The organism is Rhodococcus sp. NPDC056743 (assembly GCF_042790355.1).
Taxonomy (GTDB): domain Bacteria; phylum Actinomycetota; class Actinomycetes; order Mycobacteriales; family Mycobacteriaceae; genus Rhodococcus_F.
The window spans coordinates 80,725-103,637 of record NZ_JBHTZI010000005.1 but is presented as its reverse complement, the minus strand read 5'-3'; the positions used below and the strand labels follow the sequence as shown (position 1 = coordinate 103,637).

Annotated in this window: 13 protein-coding genes, 1 tRNA gene and 2 pseudogenes; 8 read left to right on the top strand and 8 right to left on the bottom strand. The window is 60.9% G+C overall.

Annotation, left to right across the window (positions count from 1 at the left end):
- Position 1: 1 nt before the first annotated feature.
- The 5 genes from ACFRFQ_RS12695 to ACFRFQ_RS12675 form a co-directional block, all read right to left on the bottom strand.
- Positions 2-1,468 carry a penicillin-binding protein 2 gene (locus tag ACFRFQ_RS12695; protein ID WP_138871219.1) on the bottom strand — a complete coding sequence of 489 codons (1,467 nt, stop codon included), beginning with the start codon at positions 1,466-1,468 and terminating at the stop codon, positions 2-4.
- Complete coding sequence (locus ACFRFQ_RS12690; protein ID WP_378657689.1) at positions 1,465-2,916, bottom strand: FtsW/RodA/SpoVE family cell cycle protein; 1,452 nt, start codon at positions 2,914-2,916, stop codon at positions 1,465-1,467. Before ACFRFQ_RS12690 ends, ACFRFQ_RS12695 begins: the two co-directional genes overlap by 4 nt.
- The gene (locus tag ACFRFQ_RS12685) at positions 2,916-4,352 is read right to left on the bottom strand and encodes a PP2C family protein-serine/threonine phosphatase (RefSeq protein ID WP_378657686.1); all 1,437 of its coding nucleotides are present in this window, start codon (positions 4,350-4,352) and stop codon (positions 2,916-2,918) included. The genes ACFRFQ_RS12690 and ACFRFQ_RS12685 overlap by 1 nt, the downstream gene beginning before the upstream one ends.
- A complete protein-coding gene (locus ACFRFQ_RS12680) occupies positions 4,349-4,813 on the bottom strand; it encodes an FHA domain-containing protein (protein WP_033235336.1) in 465 nt (154 codons plus the stop codon). The genes ACFRFQ_RS12685 and ACFRFQ_RS12680 overlap by 4 nt, the downstream gene beginning before the upstream one ends.
- Positions 4,814-5,001: 188 nt before the next feature.
- Positions 5,002-6,408, bottom strand: coding sequence for an FhaA domain-containing protein (locus ACFRFQ_RS12675; protein WP_378657681.1), 1,407 nt, complete (start codon positions 6,406-6,408; stop codon positions 5,002-5,004).
- A gap of 254 nt (positions 6,409-6,662) precedes the next feature.
- Here ACFRFQ_RS12675 and ACFRFQ_RS12670 point away from each other — a divergent pair.
- The 5 genes and pseudogenes from ACFRFQ_RS12670 (at position 6,663) to ACFRFQ_RS12650 (ending at position 13,073) form a co-directional block, all read left to right on the top strand.
- A tRNA-Leu gene (locus tag ACFRFQ_RS12670) sits at positions 6,663-6,748 on the top strand.
- A 402-nt stretch (positions 6,749-7,150) separates the two neighbouring features.
- On the top strand, positions 7,151-9,007 hold the full coding sequence (locus ACFRFQ_RS12665; RefSeq protein WP_378657678.1) for an AAA family ATPase: 1,857 nt from the start codon (positions 7,151-7,153) through the stop codon (positions 9,005-9,007).
- A gap of 260 nt (positions 9,008-9,267) precedes the next feature.
- Positions 9,268-9,891, top strand: coding sequence for a hypothetical protein (locus ACFRFQ_RS12660; RefSeq protein ID WP_378657675.1), 624 nt, complete (start codon positions 9,268-9,270; stop codon positions 9,889-9,891).
- Entirely contained in the window at positions 9,884-11,293 is a 1,410-nt protein-coding gene (locus ACFRFQ_RS12655) for a response regulator (protein ID WP_378657672.1), read from the top strand. The genes ACFRFQ_RS12660 and ACFRFQ_RS12655 overlap by 8 nt, the downstream gene beginning before the upstream one ends.
- A 627-nt stretch (positions 11,294-11,920) precedes the next feature.
- Positions 11,921-13,073 (top strand): annotated as a pseudogene (locus ACFRFQ_RS12650) (IS3 family transposase).
- A 99-nt stretch (positions 13,074-13,172) separates the two neighbouring features.
- Here ACFRFQ_RS12650 and ACFRFQ_RS12645 read toward each other — a convergent pair.
- Both ACFRFQ_RS12645 and ACFRFQ_RS12640 read right to left on the bottom strand, forming a co-directional pair.
- Positions 13,173-13,550, bottom strand: a complete 378-nt coding sequence (locus ACFRFQ_RS12645; protein WP_378657668.1) for a DUF6226 family protein — start codon at positions 13,548-13,550, stop codon at positions 13,173-13,175.
- Positions 13,551-13,593: 43 nt separating this feature from the next.
- Positions 13,594-13,728 (bottom strand): annotated as a pseudogene (locus ACFRFQ_RS12640) (DUF6226 family protein); the annotation flags it as partial.
- A 152-nt stretch (positions 13,729-13,880) separates the two neighbouring features.
- Between ACFRFQ_RS12640 and ACFRFQ_RS12635 the strand changes: the two are divergent.
- Positions 13,881-14,747: a hypothetical protein gene (locus ACFRFQ_RS12635; protein WP_378657665.1), complete on the top strand. Its 867-nt coding sequence runs from the start codon at positions 13,881-13,883 to the stop codon at positions 14,745-14,747.
- A gap of 57 nt (positions 14,748-14,804) precedes the next feature.
- Here ACFRFQ_RS12635 and ACFRFQ_RS12630 read toward each other — a convergent pair whose 3' ends face one another.
- On the bottom strand, positions 14,805-16,244 hold the full coding sequence (locus tag ACFRFQ_RS12630) for a phytoene desaturase family protein (protein ID WP_378657662.1): 1,440 nt from the start codon (positions 16,242-16,244) through the stop codon (positions 14,805-14,807).
- Between the two features lie 500 nt (positions 16,245-16,744).
- Here ACFRFQ_RS12630 and gltB point away from each other — a divergent pair, with 500 nt between their 5' ends.
- The gene (gene gltB / locus ACFRFQ_RS12625; protein WP_378657659.1) at positions 16,745-21,343 is read left to right on the top strand and encodes a glutamate synthase large subunit; all 4,599 of its coding nucleotides are present in this window, start codon (positions 16,745-16,747) and stop codon (positions 21,341-21,343) included.
- Positions 21,336-22,787, top strand: coding sequence for a glutamate synthase subunit beta (locus ACFRFQ_RS12620; protein WP_378657656.1), 1,452 nt, complete (start codon positions 21,336-21,338; stop codon positions 22,785-22,787). Before gltB ends, ACFRFQ_RS12620 begins: the two co-directional genes overlap by 8 nt.
- Positions 22,788-22,913 lie beyond the last annotated feature (126 nt).

Below are 22,913 nucleotides of genomic sequence, written 5' to 3'. Positions count from 1 at the left end.
TTCAGCCCCCTTGTATTCCGGCTGCGATAACTGCTCGACCGATCGGTGCAGCCACCGAGCCACCGGTAGCGGCCAGTCCGCGGTCGCCACCGTTCTCGACGATGACGGCGACTGCAACCGTCGGATTCTGAGCCGGTGCAAACGCGATATACCAGGCGTGCGGCGGTGTTTCTCGCGGATTCACGCCATGCTCGGCGGTGCCTGTCTTGGATGCGATCTGGACGCCCGGGATCTTGCCCTCACCGCCGGTGAAGTTCTCCGAACCGATCATCAGATCGGTGAGAGTTGCCGCCACCGTCGGTGAAATCGCTTGGCCCATCGACACCGGAGACGGCGCACTGAGCTCGGTCAGGTCCGGTGCCTGCAGCTGGGAAATCAGATTGGGGGCCATCCGCACACCGCCGTTGGCGACGGTCGCGGCGATCACGGCATTCTCGAGCGGCGTCACGGCCACATCGCGTTGACCGATGCTGGTCTGCCCGAGGGCCGCGTCGTCGGGGATGTCGCCGACGGTGCTGTCTGCGACCGACAACGGGATGGCCGGAGTGTTGGGGCCGATGCCGAACGCCTTGGCCTCGTCCTTGATGGCGTCGGCGCCGTCCTTGATACCCAGCTCGACGAACGCTGTGTTGCAGGAACGCGCAAACGCGTCACGCAGCGATGCCGTCGGATTGGATCCGCACGTGCTTCCGTTGTAGTTCTCGAGCGTGGTGCTCGTTCCGGGCAAGGTGATCTGCGGCGCCGCGGTCAGCTGATCTTCCGGGGTAGCGCCGTTGGTGAGCGCGGCCGAGGTGGTGATCACCTTGAACGTCGAGCCGGGTGGGTAGGTCTGGGAAATAGCCCGGTTCACCAACGGATCGGCTGGGTCCGCATTCAGTTCGTCCCACGCCTTCGTGGTCTCGGCGCCGTCGTGGCCCGCAAGCAGGTTCGGGTCGTAGCTCGGTGTGCTCACCATCGTCAGGATGCGACCGGTGCTCGGCTCGATCGCGACAACGGAACCGGTGTAGCCCTTGCTGGTCAACTGGTCGTAGGCAACCTGCTGCATCGCCGGATTGAGAGTGGTCACGACGTTCCCGCCGCGCGGATCACGTCCGGACACCAGGTCGAAGAATCGCTGGCTGAACAACCGGTTGTCCGAACCGTTGAGGATCGGATCTTCGGTGCGCTCGAGGCCGGTGCTGCCGTATTGCATCGAGTAGAAGCCGGTCACCGGGGCGTACGGGTACGGATTGGGGTACTCGCGCAGGTACTTGTACCGATCCTCGGTGATGGCGGACGAGGCGAGTACCTGACCGGCAGCCGAGATCTGACCACGCTGACGTGAGTACTCGTCGAGCAGCACCCGCGAGTTACGGGGGTCGGCCCGCAGGTCATCGGCTTTGATGACCTGAACGTATGTCGCGTTGGCGAGGAGGGCGACAACCATCAACATGACGGCCATCGCGACGCGGCGTAGGGGAGTGTTCATACGCGCGGCATCATCTCGGTATTGGCGTCGGCGATAGGGGGCGGACCCTTCTTCTTGGCAACGACCGGCGCGCGGGCCGCGTCGGAGATACGGATGAGGATGGCCATCAGGAGGTAGTTCGCGAGCAGCGACGAACCGCCGTACGACATGAACGGCGTCGTCAAGCCGGTGAGCGGAATCAGTTTGGTGACGCCACCGACAACGACAAAGATCTGGATCGCGATGGTGAACGACAAGCCGGCGGCAAGCAACTTGCCGAAGCTGTCACGCACAGCCAGCGCGGTGCGCAAGCCGCGGACGATCAGGATCAGGAACAGCATCAGGACAGCCGCCAGGCCGATGAGCCCCAACTCTTCGCCGATGGTCGCGATGATGAAGTCGGTCTTGGCGAACGGCACCTGATTGGGACGGCCACTGCCAAGGCCGGTACCGGCGATACCGCCCGTTGCCAGGCCGAACAGCGATTGCGAAATCTGATAACCGGTATTGGCATAGTCGCCGAGTGGATCGAGCCACGTGTCGACGCGTACGCGGACGTGACCGAACAATTTGTAGGCGAAGAAGAATCCGATGGCGAGCAAACCACCGCCGATCACAAGCCACCCGACGCGCTCGGTGGCGATGTACAGCATCACCAGCACTGTGCTGAACAGCAGCAACGACGTACCGAGGTCGGTCTCGAACACGAGCACACCGACCGATACGATCCAGGCGAGCAGGATCGGACCGAGATCGCGGGCACGCGGAAAGTCCATGCCGAGGAAGTGTTTGCCGGCCGTGGTGAACAGATCGCGCTTGGCCACCAGGACTGACGCAAAGAAGATGATCAGCAGGATCTTGGCGAACTCACCGGGCTGAATGCTGAATCCGGGCAGGCGAATCCAGATCTTCGCGCCGTTCACGCTCGAGAACTTCGCCGGCAGGATTGCCGGGATCGCGAGGAACACCAGGCCTGCCAGACCCAGCGTGTAGCTGAACCTGGCCATCAACCGGTAGTCCTTCAAGAACACCAGCAGCAGAACAAAACCTGCAATCGCCAACGCCGTCCACATAACCTGCTGGTTCGCGTCCGGAGATGGTGCTTCGACGCCGTTGTACAGCGCAGTCTGTTCGTCGGCCAGATCCAGACGGTGAATCAGAACCAGACCCAGGCCGTTGAGCAATGCCACGATCGGAAGCAACAACGGATCCGCGTACGGTGCGTATCGCCTGATCGCCAAATGCGCGATCAAGAACAGACCCGTGTACGCGAGTGCGTACTTGGCCAGATCGAGAGTGATCTTCTGTTCCTGGCTCGCCTCGACGAGCAGAAGCGACACCGTCGTGATGATGACGGCGAAGCCCAGGAGCAGCAGCTCCATGTTCCGGCGGGTCGACTGGACCGGTGCCGGAGCAAAACCTCCGGGTGGGCTCGGAAAAGCCGTCCCAGCAGTGGCGTTGGACGACATCAGTTGACCGTCCTGCAAGTCTGACCAGGGATGCCGGTCGGTGTCGGTGTCGGAGTGGTGGTTGTTGCCACCGGCGGCACAGGTTCACCCGGCAGTGGAGGCGCCGCTTCGGTAGTCGGAACCACCGCTGTTCCCACCGGGGGCGTCGTGGGAGTCGTGGTGGTCGGAATCGATTCACAACGAGGCAGAAGATCGCCGCCGATGAGACGGATCATCTGGCTCTGCGCGTCCGCACGATTGCCCGACGGCAGACCGGCCCGGACCTGTTCCTGCGCCGACGGCTGCAGATCGGTCACCTCGAGGACGTTGCAATCGGCCGGGATCTCGTTCGGGGAGACCAGCGTCAGGACGTCGTCGTCGCCGACACACCCGATCAGGTCAGCTTCCTGCAGCGAGTATCCGAGGACGGAACCGGGGATTCCGCGAAGTACGGTGACGCGGCCCTCGTCGGCTCCGACGTAGTAGTTGTTGCGGATGACAGTGCGTCCGATGACGGCACCAACTCCGATCACCGCGAGCAGCACTACGGCAATGACTACCCACCACAACCGGTTCCGCTTCTTCTTCGGCTCGGGTTCAGGCTGGGACACGACACGCTTAGGCGTTGCGCGCGGGGGACGCATCGCGGCAGCGCGCCCGGCAGCGGTATTGGGAGGAGGAGTGAACTCTTCTTCCTCGGTGGACGCAGCGCCCGCGACGATGGGACGGGACTGTCCGTAATCGAGGTCGATGACGTCGGCCACCACGACGGTCACGTTGTCCGGTCCGCCGCTGCGCAGAGCCAGCTCGATGAGTCGATCCGCGCACTCTTCCTGCGAGCCCTCGCGCATCGTGTTCTCGATGGTTTCGTCGCTGACCACGTCGGACAAACCGTCGGAGCACAGGAGATAACGATCGCCGGCGCGGGCTTCGCGCATGGTGAGCGTCGGCTCGATCTCGTTTCCCGTCAGCGCTCGCATGATCAGCGACCGCTGCGGGTGAGTGTGTGCCTGTTCCGCGGTGATGCGGCCCTCGTCGACCAAGGACTGAACAAAAGTGTCGTCGCGGGTGATCTGTGTCAGGTGGTTGTCACGCAGCAGATACGCGCGCGAATCACCGATATGCACCAGACCGAGCTTGCTGCCTGAAAAGAGGATCGCGGTGAGCGTCGTGCCCATGCCGTCGAGTTCGGGTTCTTCCTCGACGTGATCGGCAATGGAGTCGTTGCCCTCACGCGTTGCTGCCTCGAGCTTGCCCAGCAGATCCTCGCCGGGCTCGTCGTCGTCGAGATGCGCAAGCGCCGCAATCATCAACTGCGACGCGACTTCGCCGGCAGCGTGGCCGCCCATACCGTCGGCCAAAGCCAGGAGGCGAGCACCTGCGTACACGGAGTCTTCGTTGTTGGAGCGCACCAGACCACGGTCGCTGCGCGCCGCGTAGCGGAGAACAAGGGTCACGGGCGCAACTCGATTACCGTCTTGCCGACACGAACCGGGGTACCCAACGGAACCCGCACAGCCGTGGTGACCTTGGCGCGGTCCAGATATGTGCCGTTGGTGGAACCAAGATCTTCGACGTACCAGTCGGCCCCGCGTTGGGAGAGCCGCGCATGGCGCGTCGACGCGTAGTCATCGGTCAGGACGAGCGTGGAATCGTCGGCTCGACCGATCATGACGGGTTGCGAACCCAGCGTGATGCGAGTGCCGGCGAGAGCGCCTTGTGTGACAACCAGATAGCGAGGCACCTTCGTTTTGCCGAGGGAGGGGAGGACCTTCCCGGCGCGTGTGTACCGCTGGGGAACACGCACTCCGGAGCCGGCGTAGATATCCGACCTCAGCGTCCGCAGGACTGCCCAGACGAACAGCCACAAGAGGAGCAGAAAGCCTGCCCGTGTGAGTTGCAGAATCAGGCCCTGCACGGCTGTCCACCTCCTTCTATGGCTCGATCCCCGCCGCAGCAAGGGTTCGAGCGTTGTCGACTGGCAGCATCATATGGGGCACGGGGCCCCGAAAGATCACGATACTGACACGGAGTGCCGGAGGCGCGCCGACGGACCGCCCTATGTTCGATTGTTATCGGAAAATTCGCCAGCAACCTTCGTCACACTCAGAGGATACGTACCAAGATCTCGGAGTGACCAGCGCGAATGATGTCGCCATCGGCGAGTTGCCAGTCCTGAACCGGCGCGCCGTTAACTGTGGTGCCGTTCGTGGAACCGAGATCGGAGAGCATTGCCGTCCGGCCGTCCCAGCGGATGTCGATATGGCGACGTGAAACACCGGTGTCAGGGAGGCGGAACTGCGCTTCCTGGCCGCGGCCGATGATGTTGCTGCCATCACGCAACTGGAAGTGACGTCCGCTGCCATCCTCGAGCTGGAGCGTTGCCGTCACTGCAGCCTGCTGGGCTGCCGGCGCGTATCCGCCCTGGTTGTAGCCGGGCTGGGCGTACGCCTGGGTCTGGTCGTAGTTGCCGCCCTGGTTGTTGTACGCCTGCTGGTCGTAGCTGCCCTGGTCGTACGACTGACCCTCGTATGGCTGCTGGGTGTATGCCTGCTGGTCGTAGCTGCCCTGATCGTAAGACTGAGCGTCGTACGGCTGCTGCTGGTAGCCCTGCTGGTCGTAACCACCCTGGTAGGCCTGCTGGTTGTAGCCGCCCTGGTCGTAGGACTGCTGATCATAAGCGGGCTGCTGGTAGCCGCCCTGCTGAGCGTCGTACGGCTGCTGCTGGTAGCCCTGCTGGTCGTAGCTGCCCTGGTACGCCTGCTGGTTGTTGTACGGCTGCTGCTGGTAGCCCTGCTGGTTGTAGCCGCCCTGGTCGTATGGCGCCTGCTGCGGCTGATCGTCACCGGTGCGGTATCCGTCGCCCCGGTCGTACCCGTTTTGCGGAGGCGCTTCCTGGCCCCGCGGCGCGGGGTAGCTGCCGTCGTCGTGTGAGTATCCGTTGCGTGCCGGCTGCTGATCGGGCTGGCGACCAGCCGGTTCGCGGCTGGAATCGTAGCCTGAGTTCTGCGTCATGGTGCCGGCTCCTGGTTGTGACGGGACTGGATTCGAAACAGGGGGAACAATAGGTGCAGGTGATTGTGGCGGTCGAGACGATACCTGCGGAACATTGGACCGGGGCGACGGCTGATCGGCATCGTCGTCCGGGTCGACAGTGCCGCGGGTGCGGAACTGACCGGTATGCAATGTAGGCGAGGGCTCGAAAGTCACCGAAATATCGCCATACGTCTGCCAGCCCTGATCGCGGATGAAATCCTGCAGATGCCGGCTGAAAGCCTTGATTGTGAGGTCGCGGTCGGCCGCCAATTCCTCGTGATCCGAATTGTTGATCGTGATCACATAGTGGTTGGGCGCAAGGAGGATTCCGCCGCCGAGATGCTCGACGCGGTCCCGCGCTTCCTGTTGGAGCGCAGCCTCTACTTCTTGCGGTACGACGCCACCGCCGAAGACACGTGCGAATGCGTCACCGACAGCTCCTTGCAGCTTTCGCTCAAAACGCTGAACGATGCCCATCGGGGTCTCCTCTCGCTTCGCAATGACGAGTGGAAAAATGCTCGGCAACTAGCGCCGGCATCGCTCACTCGCGTGTCGTTCGAACTACTGTCAGGTTCCACGGTACTGTCAAACGGCTGTTCGGCAGTACCTGGCTCTGGTTTCTGCATGATATCGGTTCCTCATACCGAAGTACCCTGTGTTCTTCATTTCATGCTTTGACCAGTACGAATAGTAAGTTCAAATGTTGTCGTGATAATGTTTCGACGTTGCTCGGGCGAGTGGCGGAATGGCAGACGCGCTGGCTTCAGGTGCCAGTGTCCTTCGGGACGTGGGGGTTCAAGTCCCCCTTCGCCCACCACAGGCAGTTCCACGAACTGCCACAAGCGAGGTCACGAACTCGAAAGAGTTCGTGACCTCGCTTTTTTCGTTGGGTTGGTCTGATAGTTCTAGGTCCGGGTCGGGGATGGGGTCATCCCAAAGGGAGCGACTGTTGGGTCGCTGTGCGTCTTCGCTCTGTATGAGCTGTGCAGTGCGATATAGCAAACGTGACCGTCTTCCTCCCTTCAATCAAGTTCGCCCGATGCTCACTGGGTCATGACTGCTGATTGCGCGGCGTCATGTGGATCATCGACGTCGTGACAACGATCAGCGGGCAGCGTAGCGGAAACGCCTGTTACCAGAGGGCGTCACTTAAACGCGTCAGCGATTGCTGTCCGATAATGTCGACCTTGAGGGCCGTCCAGTCGGTGCCCTACTCACTATGACAAGTAGGAGAGCTGACCGAATGTGGGTCTCAAGAATTCGGGTAACCGGAGGGTTCCTCAGTGGTCTCGACGTACCGTTGAGCAAAGGGCTAAATGTCGTTGTCGGTCCACGGGGCGCGGGCAAGACCACACTTCTTGAACTCCTGCGCCATGCCGTCGGCGCCCAGCATGCGGAGCGAAGCAAGTCGGCGCAACAACAGCGCGAAGCGTTTCTGGACGCAGTGCTCGAGGCAGGTGAGGTTGTCGTCGATGTGGAGTCCGATGACGGGGGTAGGCGCCTTGTCGTGGATGTGAAGGGCGGTGGCCGGCGGCAAGACCTTTCGCATTCAGTCCTTGTACTCGGGCAGAATGAGCTTGAGGAGATCGCGTCAGACGCGACAAGTCGCCTCAATTTGCTTGATCTTCGGACTGGCGCGTCCACCGACCTCCCTGATCGTGCTGAGGCGGCCATTCTCACCGGTGAGATCTTTGAGATCAGAACGGAGTTGGAAGATCGTCGCGAGGAATCGATGAAGCGCGCAGGGCTTGTGGCTGATCGGGAACTCCTCTCATCGCAGGAGGCAGCGCTGTTGGGCGGCAGCACAGCTCAGCTATCTGAGTTGCGTGAGAGCCTTAGCCAAGCTGAAGAACGTGTCATCCAGACCGGTCAGGACCTCGAGCGTATTGAATCGGTTCGGATTGAGATCGCTGACCTTCTGGTGTCGCAGACGCGGCAGGTCGACCGCATGGCCGTAATCACCGATCGTGCGGATGATCTCCCGACAGCAACTGCAGTCCGCGATGTCCTGGCACAGGCCACCAATCTGTCGCAACGTGTTGTTCAGGCGTTCCAAGATGCGCAGACTGGTCTAGCTGCCGCTAGCGCGGAAACGCGGGAAGAAAACATCGCGGCGAGGGAGAATGCAGCTCCAATACGGGAAGAGCTTGAGCGGGCGGAGGCTGGTCTCGGTCAAATCACTGCACAGTTGCGGAATATTGACGCGGCAGTGCGGTCCCTTGATGGGAACGACGTCGTCATACGCGATCTTGAGGCTCGGCAAGCAAATCTTGTACAGCGGCGTGCTGCACGACTTGACCTTGCGGAGCGAGCTGAAGAAGACCTCTTCGACAGGAGGGCCGAGGTTGCTCGATCTACCACGTCGCAGATCGCGAACAACGTTGTCGTAGTCGTGGACCACCTCGCAGACGCTAGCGAGTTCCGGAACTATCTCCAAGAGGCACTCCGAGGAACAAGCACGCGTTCGGCGCTTATTGGAGCAGTCGCGGACAGCGTGTTGCCACGGCAGTTAATGGAGATGGTCGAGGATCGGGATTCCAACGGACTCGCTGCGGTCGCGGATATTGCGGTGGACCGAGCCCACAAGCTGATCGAGAACCTCAATACAATAGACACTCTTCAGGGGCTCACCCAGATTACGCTGACCGACAGCGTTGACTTTAGGCTCAACGACGGATCGGTGGACAAGAGCGTCGACGCACTCTCAACTGGACAAAAGTGTGCAGTCACGCTTCCGATCGTGCTTTCGGAGCCCGAACGGACTCTGATTCTTGACCAACCGGAAGATCATCTCGACAACGCATTCCTAGTCACGAATGTGGTCAGCGGTCTCATCGCGCGGCGGCAAAATGGAGCGCAGACGATCGTGGCGACTCACAATGCCAATATTCCGGTGCTGGGATCCGCCGACAACGTCATCGTTCTCACTAGTGATGGCCGCGTCGGGAGTATCGACGTGAGAGGTCCATTCGACATGGATGAAGTTGTTGACAGGATCACACGTTTCATGGAGGGAGGGCGCGATGCGTTCGCTCGGCGATCGGCCTTTTATACGGAGCATGGCGGTCTCGAATGAATGATGTTGTACCTCAACAATTGCAGAGCCTAAGATCCTCGTCGCCCAGCGACCGAGCAAGGGCCATTGGATGGCTGGTCCAGTACCCGAATGCCGTAACGACACGGGACCTCATGCGAGCACTCCAGACAGAGAATGTCCCGCGCCTGCGCGCGGCATTGCTGACCGTTCTGGAGAAGAGGCAAAATACATCCACCTCCTCCCGTGACGATTCGACACATCGTGGGAGATCAAATCGCCGGGTGTCCGGGGCTGAACCGATGTCCGATCAAACGGACATCGCATCACTCATACGTCATGAACTCTCCCCGGCCATAGGCTGGATCAGACTTGCCGCAGATAGCGAGATCTCGTCGTACCCAAACAGCAAGACCAACGAAGCAGTTCGAAAGCTCCAGCGGAGAATCGACGGACTTGTCGCAATGATTAAGTCGGAAGAAGAACTGAACCTTCGCCGATTCAGCTTGCCCCATGTTCTGATCGAAAGCTGGCCTGACCCTCACACCCGACCACTTGTCAGCCCCGCAGCAACTGAACAGGCTATCGATATCGAAACAGACGAGGGTCTTTTTTCGATTTTGATTTCCAATGCCTATCAAAATGCCATTGACGCTTCCATTGAGGCAACAGGGACGGCCTCAGCTCAAGTTACCTGGGGTTTTACAGATCGCAATTATTGGGTCAGAATCGCTAACCCGTTCAAAGGTGATCGACTCACGTTGACTGACGTGATTGATGTCGGCAACTCGTCGAAGATGGCGCACCAGGGGCGGGGGCTCGCTCTCGTTCGAACGGTTGCTTCTCGCTTGGGAATTACAATTGACCTCCAAGGGTATAGTGGCACAGCAACTTTCACTATGAGTGGGAAGAGATTTGATGAGTAATCCGATGGCGATCCTCGTCGAGGATGATCCCCAACAGTCAGAGTTTTCGAAGGAAATACTTGAGTCATCGGGCTTCGATGTCCGAGTCTTTGACTCCATCGCGCCAACGTTGGAGTATCTCAAGACGTCAGAGGAGCTAATCGACCTCTTCGTCCTGGACCGGCGCTTGCCTGTGAAGTCGGGTGAACCGGCGACCGACGAGTTGGGTGATGAACTGCTAAGCGAGATCCGTGCAAGTTACCCGGACTCCAGACTAATCGTCTTCACAGGTTATGCGGACGTGCGACATGTACAAGCATCACTTCAGGGTGGAGGTCAGTTGCCGTCGAACGCCGGACGGATGATCGACCGAATCACAGTGCTTGAGAAGGACCAGTCTCTCGAATTCAAACAGGAGGTCAAAGAGTTCCGCGATCTCCTGCAGAAACTTGAGGATATCGAAATCTCAACGGCCGACGGTATCGATTCGCTGAGCTACCTAGACAAGCGCGTTCTCAGGAGGTTGGCGTTCGGCTATCAGGCCGTGTCGTTATCCGCAGTTTCGTTGGGTGGCGGGCTCACTGGTGCGAGTGTGTGGAGATGTGAACTAAGTAGGCAGGAGGGGCATGTCGCTTCCATCGTTGCGAAGCGAGTGAAGGAAGCGAGCCCGCTGGGTGGACTCTCTGATTTGTTGCCCCGAGTGAGCACCACCTGCACGATGACGACACTTTCTGGACTCATGGGCGGCAGTCACCTCAGCGTGCTTCAAATAGCGGGCGACAACCCGTACGCGCTTATGGTACGGATTTCCGAGGATCCCGCTATGGCTGTCGAACTTGCCCGCCCTGTCTGGGAGGCATTGAACTTGGTAGCAGACCAGCGGAGGTCCCTATCAGTTGCAGAGATCTGCAAATCGTTGATCGACTGGGAAGAGCTTCACACGAGACTCAAGCCATACGACATTGCAGTACCTGCTGGAACACTCACCGCCACAACACGAATGGGGTTGCGGCACGGCGATCTTCATCCGGGCAACGTACTGATCGACAACGATCAGGCGGTACTGATTGATTTCGATAGCACCATATTCGCGGGAGGGGCTCTAGATCCGGTTACAATGCTAATCTCGACACTCGTTCATCCTGACTCGCCTCTCCGGGGATCTCGCTGGCCTGACGTCGATCACATTGAAAAGCATTTCGGCACAGCGAGTTTCGGATTTGAACACATGTGTGAGGCGTGGTTCCAAGGTGTTTATGAGTGGATTCAGGCATTCCGAACCAGCGACCGCGAGTTTTGGTCAATGGTCTTGGCGTACTCTGGGCGGCAGCTCCGCTACAAGGACGTATTGGCTGATACAGAGGTGGTCGATCGAGTTGTTGCGATCGCGCGGCGTGCTGCAGGGGTACTGACCAGTTCGTGACGCGAGTGCGAAATCCGAAGAGATGTGGGACGGACCACGAGCGTCGGCGACCGGTTCGACATCGGCTATCCGAGGAAGCCGTCGGTTCTCACGTTTTCGTGAATAGGGATCAAGATTCTCAACGATTTTTCGGTGTACCCGAGAGAGTGAGAAGCTGTTGTAGTGACGTTCACGCGTACTCGTTTGACCAGCGAGACCCTTCCGCTGGTTAGTTGGGAAAGGAATGGCTATCCCGGCCCATTCCAGTTTTGAAGTTGCGAGTTCGTAATTGAGCAGGATGAACCGTTTTGGGAGCAGGGGTTGAAATGGCAAGCAACTACGATGAATTGGCTAGATGGGCTGAGGACGAGATGGTTCTGCCGGAGCAGTCCACTTCGGCTTATCGAGGTGCCGCCGCTACACAGTTTGGTCGGGAGCTACTTGAGCGTGTACTCGCGCCAGAGCCGAGCGCCGCTGCCACAGAGCGTGGTCCCCAGTCGTGTTAATTTCGGCCCAGGCGACGCGAAGGGTGACATTGAGTGACTGTTGGTGAATCGCACCTGCGAGTCCGGAGGCTTTGATGTTCCCGAGTTTTCCGGAGTTCGTTTGTTTTACTTCAGGCATTGATGCACCCGAGAGCGGTCCACGATGCCCCGACGCTATCCACCCGAATTCCGCCGCAAAGTACTCGACCTGTTGAAGTCAGGCCGCACGGTCGCCGAGGTCGCCTCGGGTCTCGATGTCACCGAGCAGACGATCTACAACTGGCTTGGGCCAGGAGCTCATCGATACCGGGCAGAAGCCGGGGCTGAGCTCGATCGAGAGCGCTGAACTCGCTGCTGCCCGTCGTCGTATCGCCGAGTTGGAGGCCGAGCTTGCGATTGCCAAACGCTCCACAGAATTGCTGAAGTCGGTGGCGGCCTAAAAGGCGGTTCGAAGCGATCGAGGTGATGGACAGGGAAGGAGTACCGGTACAGACCTCGTGTCGGATTCTGGAGGTGTCGGAGTCCGGTTTCTACGAGTGTCGCAATCGCCCACCCTCGGAACGCCCATTGCGACATGCGTGGCTGACGCAGCTGATCACCGAGGTTCACACCGCCTCCCATGGCACCTACGGTGCCCGCCGGGTCCACGGAAGAACTCACCCTTGGCCACGGCATTGTCGTGGGGCACGGCTGTGTCGAATTGTTGATGAGAGCTGCTGGTGTGAAAGGACTTCCGGGAAACCAAGCGTGCACGTTCCAAGTATCAGACCCCGACCGCGAGCGATCTCGTGGACCACAAGTTCACCCGCGACGAGCCGAACAAGCTGTGGGTCACGGATATCACGGAACATCCCACCCTGCGAAGGTAAAATCTACTGCGCTGTTGTCTTGGATACGTTTTCGAGGCGGGTCGTCGGTTGGTCGATCGACAGTTCTCAGACTGCGATATTGGTGACGAACGCTCTGGGAATGGCCATTTCGAATCGGGGTCCGACGCCCGGTACGTTGATTCATTCCGACCACGGAGTGCAATTCACATCGTGGGCGTTCACCCGCCGGGCCCACGACTCGGGGTTGGTCCCGTCAATGGGATCGATCGGCGATTGCTACGACAATGCCGTCATCGAATCTTTTTGGGGCAGAATGCAAACCGAACTCTTGAACAGGAAACGATGGAAACGAGGATCGAACTGGCCAACGCCATGTTCGAGTACCTCGAGATCTTCCACAACCGCCAATGTCGGCACAGTGCCCTCGGGATGCTGACACCGATCGAGTTCGAGAACGTACACTTCACACGCCAACCCGTAGCCTGAAGTCAAATGATGGCTCCACGAAACTCGGGGTACATCAGTCGGCCACCCCTGTTGTATCGACCACCTCAGCCTCCTGCCCTTTGCGTGTGAGATTTCAGTCTAGGAGGGAAGCGTCGTCGACCACGGCATCCAACGGCCATCTTCCGGCGGTTGCACCGGTCCGGCACGAAGCTCGGAGGCTTTCTCCCTGGACAGAGAGGACTTGCCGCTACGACCCCAGCCATTGCCTTCCCAGGAATGTTCGAGCACTGGCCGAAGATTGCCGGTGATGCGTTCGGAGAGTTGCCCGGCGGTCAGAGCTTCTTTGTATTCAGCCATTTCCCGCAAGGCGGATTCGGCATCCTCGTCGCACGCATCGCATCCACATGAGGGGAGCGCGATGTGCTGCCACGCACCGACGTCGAGGTACAGCCCGGGAAACGACGTGAAAGTGATCGTGAGCGGGGCCTGGTCCGTTCGAGCGGGAGTTATCCGCACAGTCAGTCTCCAACATCGCAACAGTCTTCGACTTCGACGGCGCCGCTGGACCGCGGGAAATCGTCACGTCGAACCTGGATACCAGATCACGGATCAACTCTTCGGCAGCCGATATCAACGGAGCGAATCGCTCCGGATTCGTCACCCGCCCGTATGCATCTTCCGGTGGGTCGTCCAATGCTGCGCCTTCCGTTGTCCGAAATGTCGTCCCCGCGGGGACGTTTCAAGCATTATCTACGCAATTCGGACGGGTCCGGGTCGTAATCGAAATCGAGGTGCGCCCGAACTTTACTATTGGCCACGCGGCGGATCACTGAGGAGGTACTGGCCATGCATGGTGCATTGATCGTTACGTGGAATCCAGATCAATGGGATTGGGGTGCCGCCTATCTCGATGCTATCGACCAAACAGCCAAACGCGTAAAGGTCAAGGACAACTGGTCTACCGGTGGACGGAAGAGCGGGGTCGGCCCAGGCGACCGGGTTTTCCTGCTTCGTCAGGGAACTAAGGGACGAGGAATCGTTGCCAGCGGGAAAGTGACCAGCGAAATTTACGAAGGCAATCATTGGGATGGTTCCAAGCGTCCTGCAAATTATGTCGACCTCCGGTGGGACGTAGTCCTTGCAGTGGAAGATCTACTACCGACCGAGGCCTTGGAAGAGGCTATGCCTGAACAACATTGGCGGCCTCAGGGCGGCGGGATCATGCTGGCGGCGAACGCAGCGTTGGATCTCGAAATGTTGTGGGTGGCGCACCGTGACAGCCTTGACGTCGAGGCGGAAGGCCGCTTGGGTAGAGGGGCAGCTCAGGGGCGACTGCAGGACCCGGTGCTCCGGAAGAAGATCGAAGACGCTGCACAAGACCGCCTGATGGAGCATTATCGTTCGCGGGGCTGGAAGCTAACGGATACCAGACTTGGTAGTCCCTTCGATGCGACGGCCGAAAAGGGTGGAAAGCTCCTGTACCTGGAAGCCAAAGGCACACAGACTTTTGGCGCTGCTGTTCTGGTGACCCAGCGCGAAGTCGAACATGCGCTCGCCCACGCTGGTTCGACGATGATGGGTATCTGGTCAGGAATCAAATTCGACGATAAGGACGAGGTTGATCTGAACACCGGATACTTCCGCATAATCCCTTTCGATCCCGAATCGGGTGAGCTGACGCCTGTGACATTGAAATGGAGTCCGGACGACTAGGCAATCACTGTCTGGTGGCGAGGTATTTGTCCGAAATGACGTCCCCGCGGGGACGTTTCAGCCCTTAGTTTTCAATGCCGCCCGCGCCGCGTTGTAGCCGCCCATCCCGTGGACGCCGCCGCCCGGAGGAGTTGCGGACGAGCAGAGAAAGACACCCGGAACCCCGGTGGCATAGGGATCCGACCCGAATCTGGGGCGGGCGATGATCTGCCTCGGGGTGTTTGCACCCGCAGAAATGTCGCCACCCACGTAATTGGGGTTGTAGGCCGCCATTTGCGGGACAGTGCGAACGTGCACCCCGACGATCCGCTCCCGGAAGCCCGGCGCGAAGCGTTCGATCTGCCGAGTGACGGACTCGGTGACGTCACCTGAATATCCATGCGGGACATGTGCATACGACCACAGTGGATGGATATCTCCCGCTGATCGTGACGGGTCGGCCAGAAACTGCTGACCGACGAGAATGAATGGTGCGGAAGGCATTCCACCCCGGGCGGTCTGACGTTCGACGGCGGCGATTTCCGGCATCGAACCGGCGAGGTGCAGGGTGCCGGCTTTCCGGGCGTGTGGATTGGTCCACGGTACGACGCTTCCGTCGGAGTCACCACGCACGGCGTAGTCGACTTTGTAGGCGGCAGGTCCATAGCGGTAGCGACGGTAGGCGCGCGCAATTCGGTCTGGCTGATGACCGTCGAGGAGTCGCGCCGCGGCGTCGGGTGCGAGGTCGAGCATCACGATGTCGTAGCCGGCCAACGAGGAGAAGTCGGTGACCCAGTTCCCGGTTTCGATGGTGCCGCCGAGGCCGCGCAGAATGGAGGCCAGAGCTGCGGCAATGGCGCCGGACCCGCCTCGGGCGACCGGCCAGCCATGCGCGTGGGCGCCGGCAATGAGCATCAGTCCGACCGCACTGGACAGCGGGGTGTTCAGTGTCCCGAACATGTGGGCGGCACTGCCACCGAACAGTGCCTGGGCTTGCTGGGTTTTCCACATTCGCGCGAGGCCAGTTGCCGGAAGAATCGCGCCGGCGCCGAACCTGGCCAGTGTCAGCGGATGCTTCGGGACGTGGATGATCGGTTGAAAGACGTCCTGAACCAACGCGTCGAAGTGCTCCGAGAGATACCCGAATACCGAGCGCCACCGCTTACCGTCGACGCCCATCCCGTCGACGGTTCGGTTGATATCGCGCCACAGAACCCCGGCGGTGCCGTCGTCGAGTGGATGGACCAGATCGATTTCGGGCCAGAGCCACTCCAATCCGTGATCGGCGAAACCGAATTCCCGGTCGAGGCCGCGGAAGAACGGTGATGCCAGTGCGGTGGGGTGGAAGGCCGCGCAGTCGTCGTGGATGAGTCCGTCGACAATGTATTCGCTGCTGCGGGTGCCGCCGCCGATTTTGTCGGCGCCTTCGATGACGTGGACCGCGATTCCGTGTCGGGCGAGTTCGATTGCCGCTGCCAGTCCGTTGGGGCCACTGCCCACGACCACCGCTGTTGTCATGCGGCTGAGCGTACGTAAATCACGGGGAGCGTAAATCACAGGGAGCGTTGGGAAATCACACGAATGAGATTCCGTTAACAATTGATGCCGCCACAGGCCTTGGTTGATCGATCAACTTTTGCTAAAGTTTCAGACACACTGGCCGCAGCTGATCTTTATCGCTGCGGCCAGTTGTTGCATTTATCGCACTTTTAGGCCGGTTGCCTGGGGATTCGGTATCCTGTGAAGCGGAACTTTTCTGCACGAACGCAGCCCTGAATCTTTCCGAGGCGCTCTCGGGCGTCCTGCATCGCCGCAGTTCAGAGCAAATATAGGGCTACCTTAGTTGCGCGCATGCTGGGGTTCTGAATTATCGTTTTCGTTACACGGTTGACTCGCAGAAGTTTCAACCGACTGCGCCGGACACATCGTCGTGCCGGTGCTGAGGACTTGCATTGCAAGTTGATGACCATCAGCGTTGCTGGTCGTCGGTGCATCTTTATGGCATACGAAGGCTGGGTATGAAGCAACTTCCAGGCCCCCAGGGCCTCTATCACCCGTCCAATGAGCACGACTCCTGTGGAGTCGCATTTGTTGTCGACATGAAGGGTCGCCGCAGTCGCGACATCGTCGAAAAGGCGATTACCGCTCTGGTGAACCTCGAGCATCGCGGCGCGGCCGGCTCCGAACCCAACACGGGTGACGGCGCGGGCATCCTCCTGCAGGTTCCCGACAAGTTCTTCCGGGCTGTCGTGGACTTCCCGCTGCCCGCCGAAGGCGCGTACGCAACGGGTATCGCGTTCCTGCCGCAGGGCGACGCCGAAGCTCACGAGGCTGCTGCCGCGGTCGAGAAGATCGTCGTCGACGAGGGCCTGACGGTTCTCGGTTGGCGCGAGGTCGGAACCGACGACTCGTCGCTCGGCGCATTGGCGCGCGACGCGATGCCGACGTTCCGCCAGATCTTCATCGGTTCCGAGGGTGACAAGTTCACGGGCATGGACCTCGAGCGTCGGGCGTACGTCGTGCGTAAGCGCACCGAGCATGAACTCGGCAGTTCGGGCGCCGGCAAGGGCGGCCCGGGCAGCGAGACGGTGTACTTCCCCAGCCTCTCCGGCCAGACCTTCGTATACAAGGGCATGCTCACCACCCCGCAGCTCAAGGGTTTCTACCTGGACCTGCAGGACGATCGTGTCGAGAGTGCGTTGGGCCTCGTCCACTCGCGCTTCTCCACCAACACGTTCCCGTCGTGGCCGCTGGCGCACCCGTTCCGCCGGGTCGCTCACAACGGTGAGATCAACACCGTCACCGGCAACGAGAACTGGATGCGCGCTCGCGAGTCCCTCATCGACAGCGACGTCTTCGGTGGCCGCGAGAACCTCGAGAAGATCTTCCCGATCTGCACCCAGGGCGCATCCGACACCGCTCGTTTCGACGAGGTTCTCGAGATGCTGCACCTCGCCGGCCGCAGCCTGCCGCACGCAGTTCTCATGATGATCCCGGAAGCCTGGGAGAAGCACGAGAGCATGGACCCCGCTCGTCGGGCGTTCTACGAGTACCACTCGGCTCTCATGGAGCCTTGGGACGGACCGGCGTCGGTGTGCTTCACCGACGGCACCGTCATCGGCGCTGTGCTGGACCGCAACGGTCTGCGTCCTTCGCGTCTGTGGATCACCGAGGACGGCCTTGTCGTCATGGCGTCGGAGGTCGGCGTCCTGCCGATCGATCCGTCCACCGTGGTCAAGAAGGTCCGCCTGCAGCCCGGCCGCATGTTCCTCGTGGACACGGCACAGGGCCGGATCATCAGCGACGACGAACTGAAGTCGGAACTCGCCGCCGAGCATCCGTACCAGCAGTGGATCGACGAAGGTCTCATCGACATGGACGATCTGCCCGATCGCCCGTACACGTACATGTCGCACGAGCGTGTCGTTCTGCGTCAGCAGCTCTTCGGTTTCACCAACGAAGAGGTCAACCTGCTCGTCAAGCCGATGGCCCTCTCGGGTGCCGAGGCTCTGGGCTCGATGGGTACCGACACACCGATCGCCGTGCTCTCCGCACGTCCGCGGATGCTGTTCGACTACTTCTCGCAGCTGTTCGCTCAGGTCACCAACCCGCCGCTCGACGCTATTCGTGAAGAGGTTGTCACCAGCCTCGGTGCCACGCTCGGCCCCGAGGGCGACCTGCTGCACCCGAGCGCTGATTCCTGCAAGCAGATCGCGCTCCCACAGCCGATCCTGCACAACGACGATCTGTCGAAGCTTGTTCACGTCAACGACGACGGCGAATTCCCCGGCTTCCGCAGCGTTGTCATCCGTGGCCTGTACCCCGTCAAGGAAGGCGGCGACGGTATCCGTCGTGCGCTCGACGGCATCAAGTACCAGGTTTCGCAGGCCATCGCGGGCGGCGCACGCCTCGTCGTGCTCTCGGACCGTGAGTCCACCGAGGATTACGCACCGATTCCGTCGCTGCTCCTGACCTCCGCTGTGCACCACCACCTGGTTCGTGAGAAGTCGCGCACCAAGGTCGGTCTCATCGTCGAGGCCGGCGACGCCCGCGAGGTGCACCACATGGCGCTCCTCATCGGCTTCGGTGCTGCCGCAGTCAACCCGTACATGGCTTTCGAGACCATCGACGAGTTCCTGCAGAACAAGGAACTCGAGGGTCTGACCCTCGAGAAAGGCATCGCCAACTACATCAAGGCTGCCGGCAAGGGTGTCCTGAAGGTGATGTCCAAGATGGGCATCTCGACGCTGGCGTCGTACACCGGTGCTCAGCTGTTCCAGGTCATCGGCCTGTCGCAGGAGCTGACGGACGAGTACTTCACCGGTCTGCAGTCGCAGCTCGGCGGTATCGGCCTCGATCAGATTGCAGCCGATGTGGCTGCGCGTCACCGCGTCGCGTACCTCGATCGTCCGGAAGAGCGCGCTCACCGCGAGCTCGAGGTCGGCGGCGAGTACCAGTGGCGTCGTGAGGGCGAGTACCACCTGTTCAACCCGGACACGGTCTTCAAGCTCCAGCACGCAACTCGCACCGGTCAGTACGAGGTGTTCAAGGAGTACACGACCATGGTCAACGACCAGTCGGAGCGCCTTGCGGCTCTGCGTGGTCTGTTCGACTTCAACATCGGCAAGCGGCCGTCGATCTCCATCGACGAGGTCGAGCCGGCCAGCGAGATCGTCAAGCGTTTCTCGACGGGTGCGATGAGCTACGGCTCCATCTCCGCCGAGGCTCACGAGACGCTCGCCATCGCGATGAACCGTCTGGGCGCTCGCTCCAATTCCGGTGAGGGCGGCGAACATCCGTCACGCTTCACGCCGGACGAGAACGGCGATTCGCGTCGCAGTGCTATCAAGCAGGTCGCGTCGGGGCGCTTCGGTGTCACGTCGCACTACCTGAGCAACTGCACCGACATCCAGATCAAGATGGCGCAGGGAGCAAAGCCCGGTGAGGGCGGCCAGCTTCCGGCTCACAAGGTGTACCCGTGGGTGGCCGAGGTTCGGCACTCCACGCCGGGCGTCGGACTGATTTCGCCGCCGCCGCACCACGACATCTACTCGATCGAGGATCTCGCTCAGCTGATCCACGACCTGAAGAATGCCAACCCACAGGCCCGCATCCACGTGAAGCTGGTCTCCGAGGTCGGCGTCGGAACCGTCGCGGCCGGTGTCTCCAAGGCGCATGCCGACGTCGTTCTGATCTCCGGTCACGACGGTGGCACCGGTGCCACCCCGCTGACCTCCGTCAAGCACGCCGGCGCACCGTGGGAACTCGGCCTCGCCGAGACCCAGCAGACGTTGCTGCTCAACGGTCTTCGTGACCGCATCGTCGTGCAGGTCGACGGCCAGCTCAAGACGGGCCGTGACGTTGTCGTTGCTGCTCTGCTCGGCGGCGAGGAGTTCGGTTTCGCCACCGCACCGCTGGTGGTCTCGGGCTGCATCATGATGCGCGTCTGCCATCTCGACACCTGCCCCGTTGGTGTTGCGACGCAGAACCCGGTGCTGCGCAAGCGTTTCAGTGGCAAGCCGGAATTCGTCGAGAACTTCTTCATGTTCATCGCCGAAGAGGTTCGCGAGCTTCTCGCGGAACTCGGTTTCCGCACGCTGCTCGAAGCAGTCGGCCAGGTCGACATGCTGGACACCACGCGCGCCCTCGATCACTGGAAGGGAAGCAAGGCAGGCAATCTCGATCTGTCGCCGATCCTCACCCAGGTCGAGTCCGCGTTCATGGACCAGGACGTCCACTGCACCGGAACGCAGGATCACGGCCTCGACAAGGCGCTCGATCAGCAGTTGATCGTGTCGGCACGCAACGCACTCGACAAGGGTGAGCCGGTCGCATTCGAGTCCGCGATCACCAACGTCAACCGCACGGTCGGCACCATGCTCGGCCACGAGGTCACCAAGGCGTTCGGTGGAGAGGGCTTGCCCGACAACACCATCGACATCACGTTCACCGGCAGTGCCGGTAACAGCTTCGGTGCGTTCGTGCCCCGCGGCATGACCTTGCGCCTGAACGGCGACGCCAACGACTTCGTCGGCAAGGGTCTCTCGGGTGGACGCATTGTCGTACGCCCGCCGCTCAATGCAGCGGAAGGCTTTGTCGCCGAGGACAACATCATCGGTGGCAACGTGATCCTGTTCGGCGCCACCAGCGGTGAGGCTCTGCTTCGCGGTGTGGTCGGCGAACGCTTCGCAGTCCGTAACTCCGGCGCCACTGCCGTCGTCGAGGGTGTGGGCGATCATGGTTGCGAGTACATGACGGGTGGAAAGGTGGTCATCCTCGGAGCCACCGGACGTAACTTCGGTGCCGGTATGTCCGGCGGCGTCGCGTACATCTACAACCCCGACCGGGCTTTCGAGAAGAACCTCAACACCGAACTGGTGGACCTCGAGGATCTTTCGGGCGACGACTTCACCTGGTTGAAGAGCGCCATCGAACGTCATCGCGACGAAACCGGTTCCGAGGTTGCCACACGCATCCTCGCGGACTGGTCGCAGCAGGTGGGTCACTTCGCAAAGGTGATGCCCCGCGACTACAAGAAGGTTCTTTTGGCCATCGCGGCCGCAGAGAAGGATGGCAAGAACGTGGACGAGGCAGTGATGGAGGCAGCTCGTGGGTGATCCAAGCGGCTTCATGAAGCACACGTCCCGCGAACTTCCGGTTCGCCGGCCGGTGCCGTTGCGCCTGCTCGACTGGAAAGAGGTCTACGAGGAGTTCCCGAAGGAAACCCTCAAGACCCAGGCCAGCCGTTGCATGGACTGCGGAATTCCGTTCTGCCACAACGGTTGCCCTCTCGGAAACTTGATCCCCGAGTGGAACGACCTGGTGTACAAGGACCACTGGCACGACGCGATCGAGCGTCTGCATGCGACCAACAACTTCCCGGAGTTCACCGGTCGCCTGTGCCCCGCACCCTGTGAGGCGTCCTGTGTTCTGGGCATCAACCAGGATCCGGTCACCATCAAGCAGGTCGAGGTCGAGATCATCGACAAGGCCTTCGACGAGGGATGGGTCAAGCCGGTTCGCGCGGCGCGTTCCACCAACAAGCGCGTCGCCGTTGTCGGCAGTGGTCCGGCCGGTCTGGCTGCAGCGCAGCAGCTGACGCGCGCCGGTCACGCAGTGACGGTCTTCGAGCGGGCAGACCGCATCGGTGGCCTGCTGCGCTACGGCATCCCCGAGTTCAAGATGGAGAAGCGTCACATCGACCGCCGTCTCGAGCAGATGGAAGCCGAAGGCACCGTCTTCAAGGCCAACGTCAATGTGGGTGTGGACATCACGGCTGACGAGCTGCGTGAGCAGTTCGACGCCGTGGTTCTCGCCGGCGGCGCCACCGCAGCTCGCGACCTGCCGATCCCCGGCCGCGAACTCGACGGCATCCACCAGGCGATGGAGTACCTCCCGATCGCCAACCGTGTTCAGCTCGGTGATCTGGATGCCCCGACAATCGATGCAAAGGGCAAGAAGGTCGTCATCATCGGTGGCGGCGACACCGGCGCCGACTGTCTCGGTACCTCGCACCGTCAGGGCGCTGCCAGCGTCCATCAGTTCGAGATCATGCCGCGTCCCCCGGAGACTCGCGCAGCGCAGACTCCGTGGCCGACATACCCGTTGATGTACCGCGTGGCTTCGGCTCACGAGGAGGGTGGCGAGCGCCTGTTCTCCGTCAACACCGAGAAGTTTGTCGGTGAAGACGGCAAGGTCACCGGCCTCAAGGCTCACGAGGTCGAGATGAAGTCGGGTCGCTTCGAGAAGGTCGAGGGCTCGGACTTCGAGCTCGAGGCTGACCTCGTGTTCCTGGCCATGGGCTTTGTCGGACCCGAAAAGCCGGGTCTGCTCACCGATCTCGGTGTCGACCTGAACGAGCGTGGCAACGTCGCCCGCACGTCCAAGTGGAACACCAACGTCGACGGTGTCTTCGTGGCCGGCGACATGGGCCGCGGTCAGTCCCTGATCGTTTGGGCCATCGCCGAGGGACGTTCCGCAGCAGCCGCTGTGGATACTTACCTCGAAGGTGAGACGGCGCTTCCGGCTCCGATCCTCCCGACGGCGGCTCCGCAGCGCTAGTCGCACGAGACATACAAAACCGCACCCCACCACAACGGTGGGGTGCGGTTTCGTATGTGGGCGACAAAAGCGCACTTTCGTAGCCACACCCTGCACCACGTTCAACCGCTATGCTGCTCAGATATC

What these genes read in the sequence shown, in the direction of transcription:
- ACFRFQ_RS12695 (WP_138871219.1), bottom strand. Translation starts at nt 1,468, where the DNA reads ATGAACACTCCCCTACGCCGCGTCGCGATGGCCGTCATGTTGATGGTT.
- ACFRFQ_RS12690 (WP_378657689.1), bottom strand. Translation starts at nt 2,916, where the DNA reads ATGTCGTCCAACGCCACTGCTGGGACGGCTTTTCCGAGCCCACCCGGA.
- ACFRFQ_RS12675 (WP_378657681.1), bottom strand. Translation starts at nt 6,408, where the DNA reads ATGGGCATCGTTCAGCGTTTTGAGCGAAAGCTGCAAGGAGCTGTCGGT.
- ACFRFQ_RS12665 (WP_378657678.1), top strand. Translation starts at nt 7,151, where the DNA reads ATGACAAGTAGGAGAGCTGACCGAATGTGGGTCTCAAGAATTCGGGTA.
- ACFRFQ_RS12660 (WP_378657675.1), top strand. Translation starts at nt 9,268, where the DNA reads ATGTCCGATCAAACGGACATCGCATCACTCATACGTCATGAACTCTCC.
- ACFRFQ_RS12655 (WP_378657672.1), top strand. Translation starts at nt 9,884, where the DNA reads ATGAGTAATCCGATGGCGATCCTCGTCGAGGATGATCCCCAACAGTCA.
- ACFRFQ_RS12635 (WP_378657665.1), top strand. Translation starts at nt 13,881, where the DNA reads ATGCATGGTGCATTGATCGTTACGTGGAATCCAGATCAATGGGATTGG.
- ACFRFQ_RS12630 (WP_378657662.1), bottom strand. Translation starts at nt 16,244, where the DNA reads ATGACAACAGCGGTGGTCGTGGGCAGTGGCCCCAACGGACTGGCAGCG.
- gltB (WP_378657659.1), top strand. Translation starts at nt 16,745, where the DNA reads ATGAAGCAACTTCCAGGCCCCCAGGGCCTCTATCACCCGTCCAATGAG.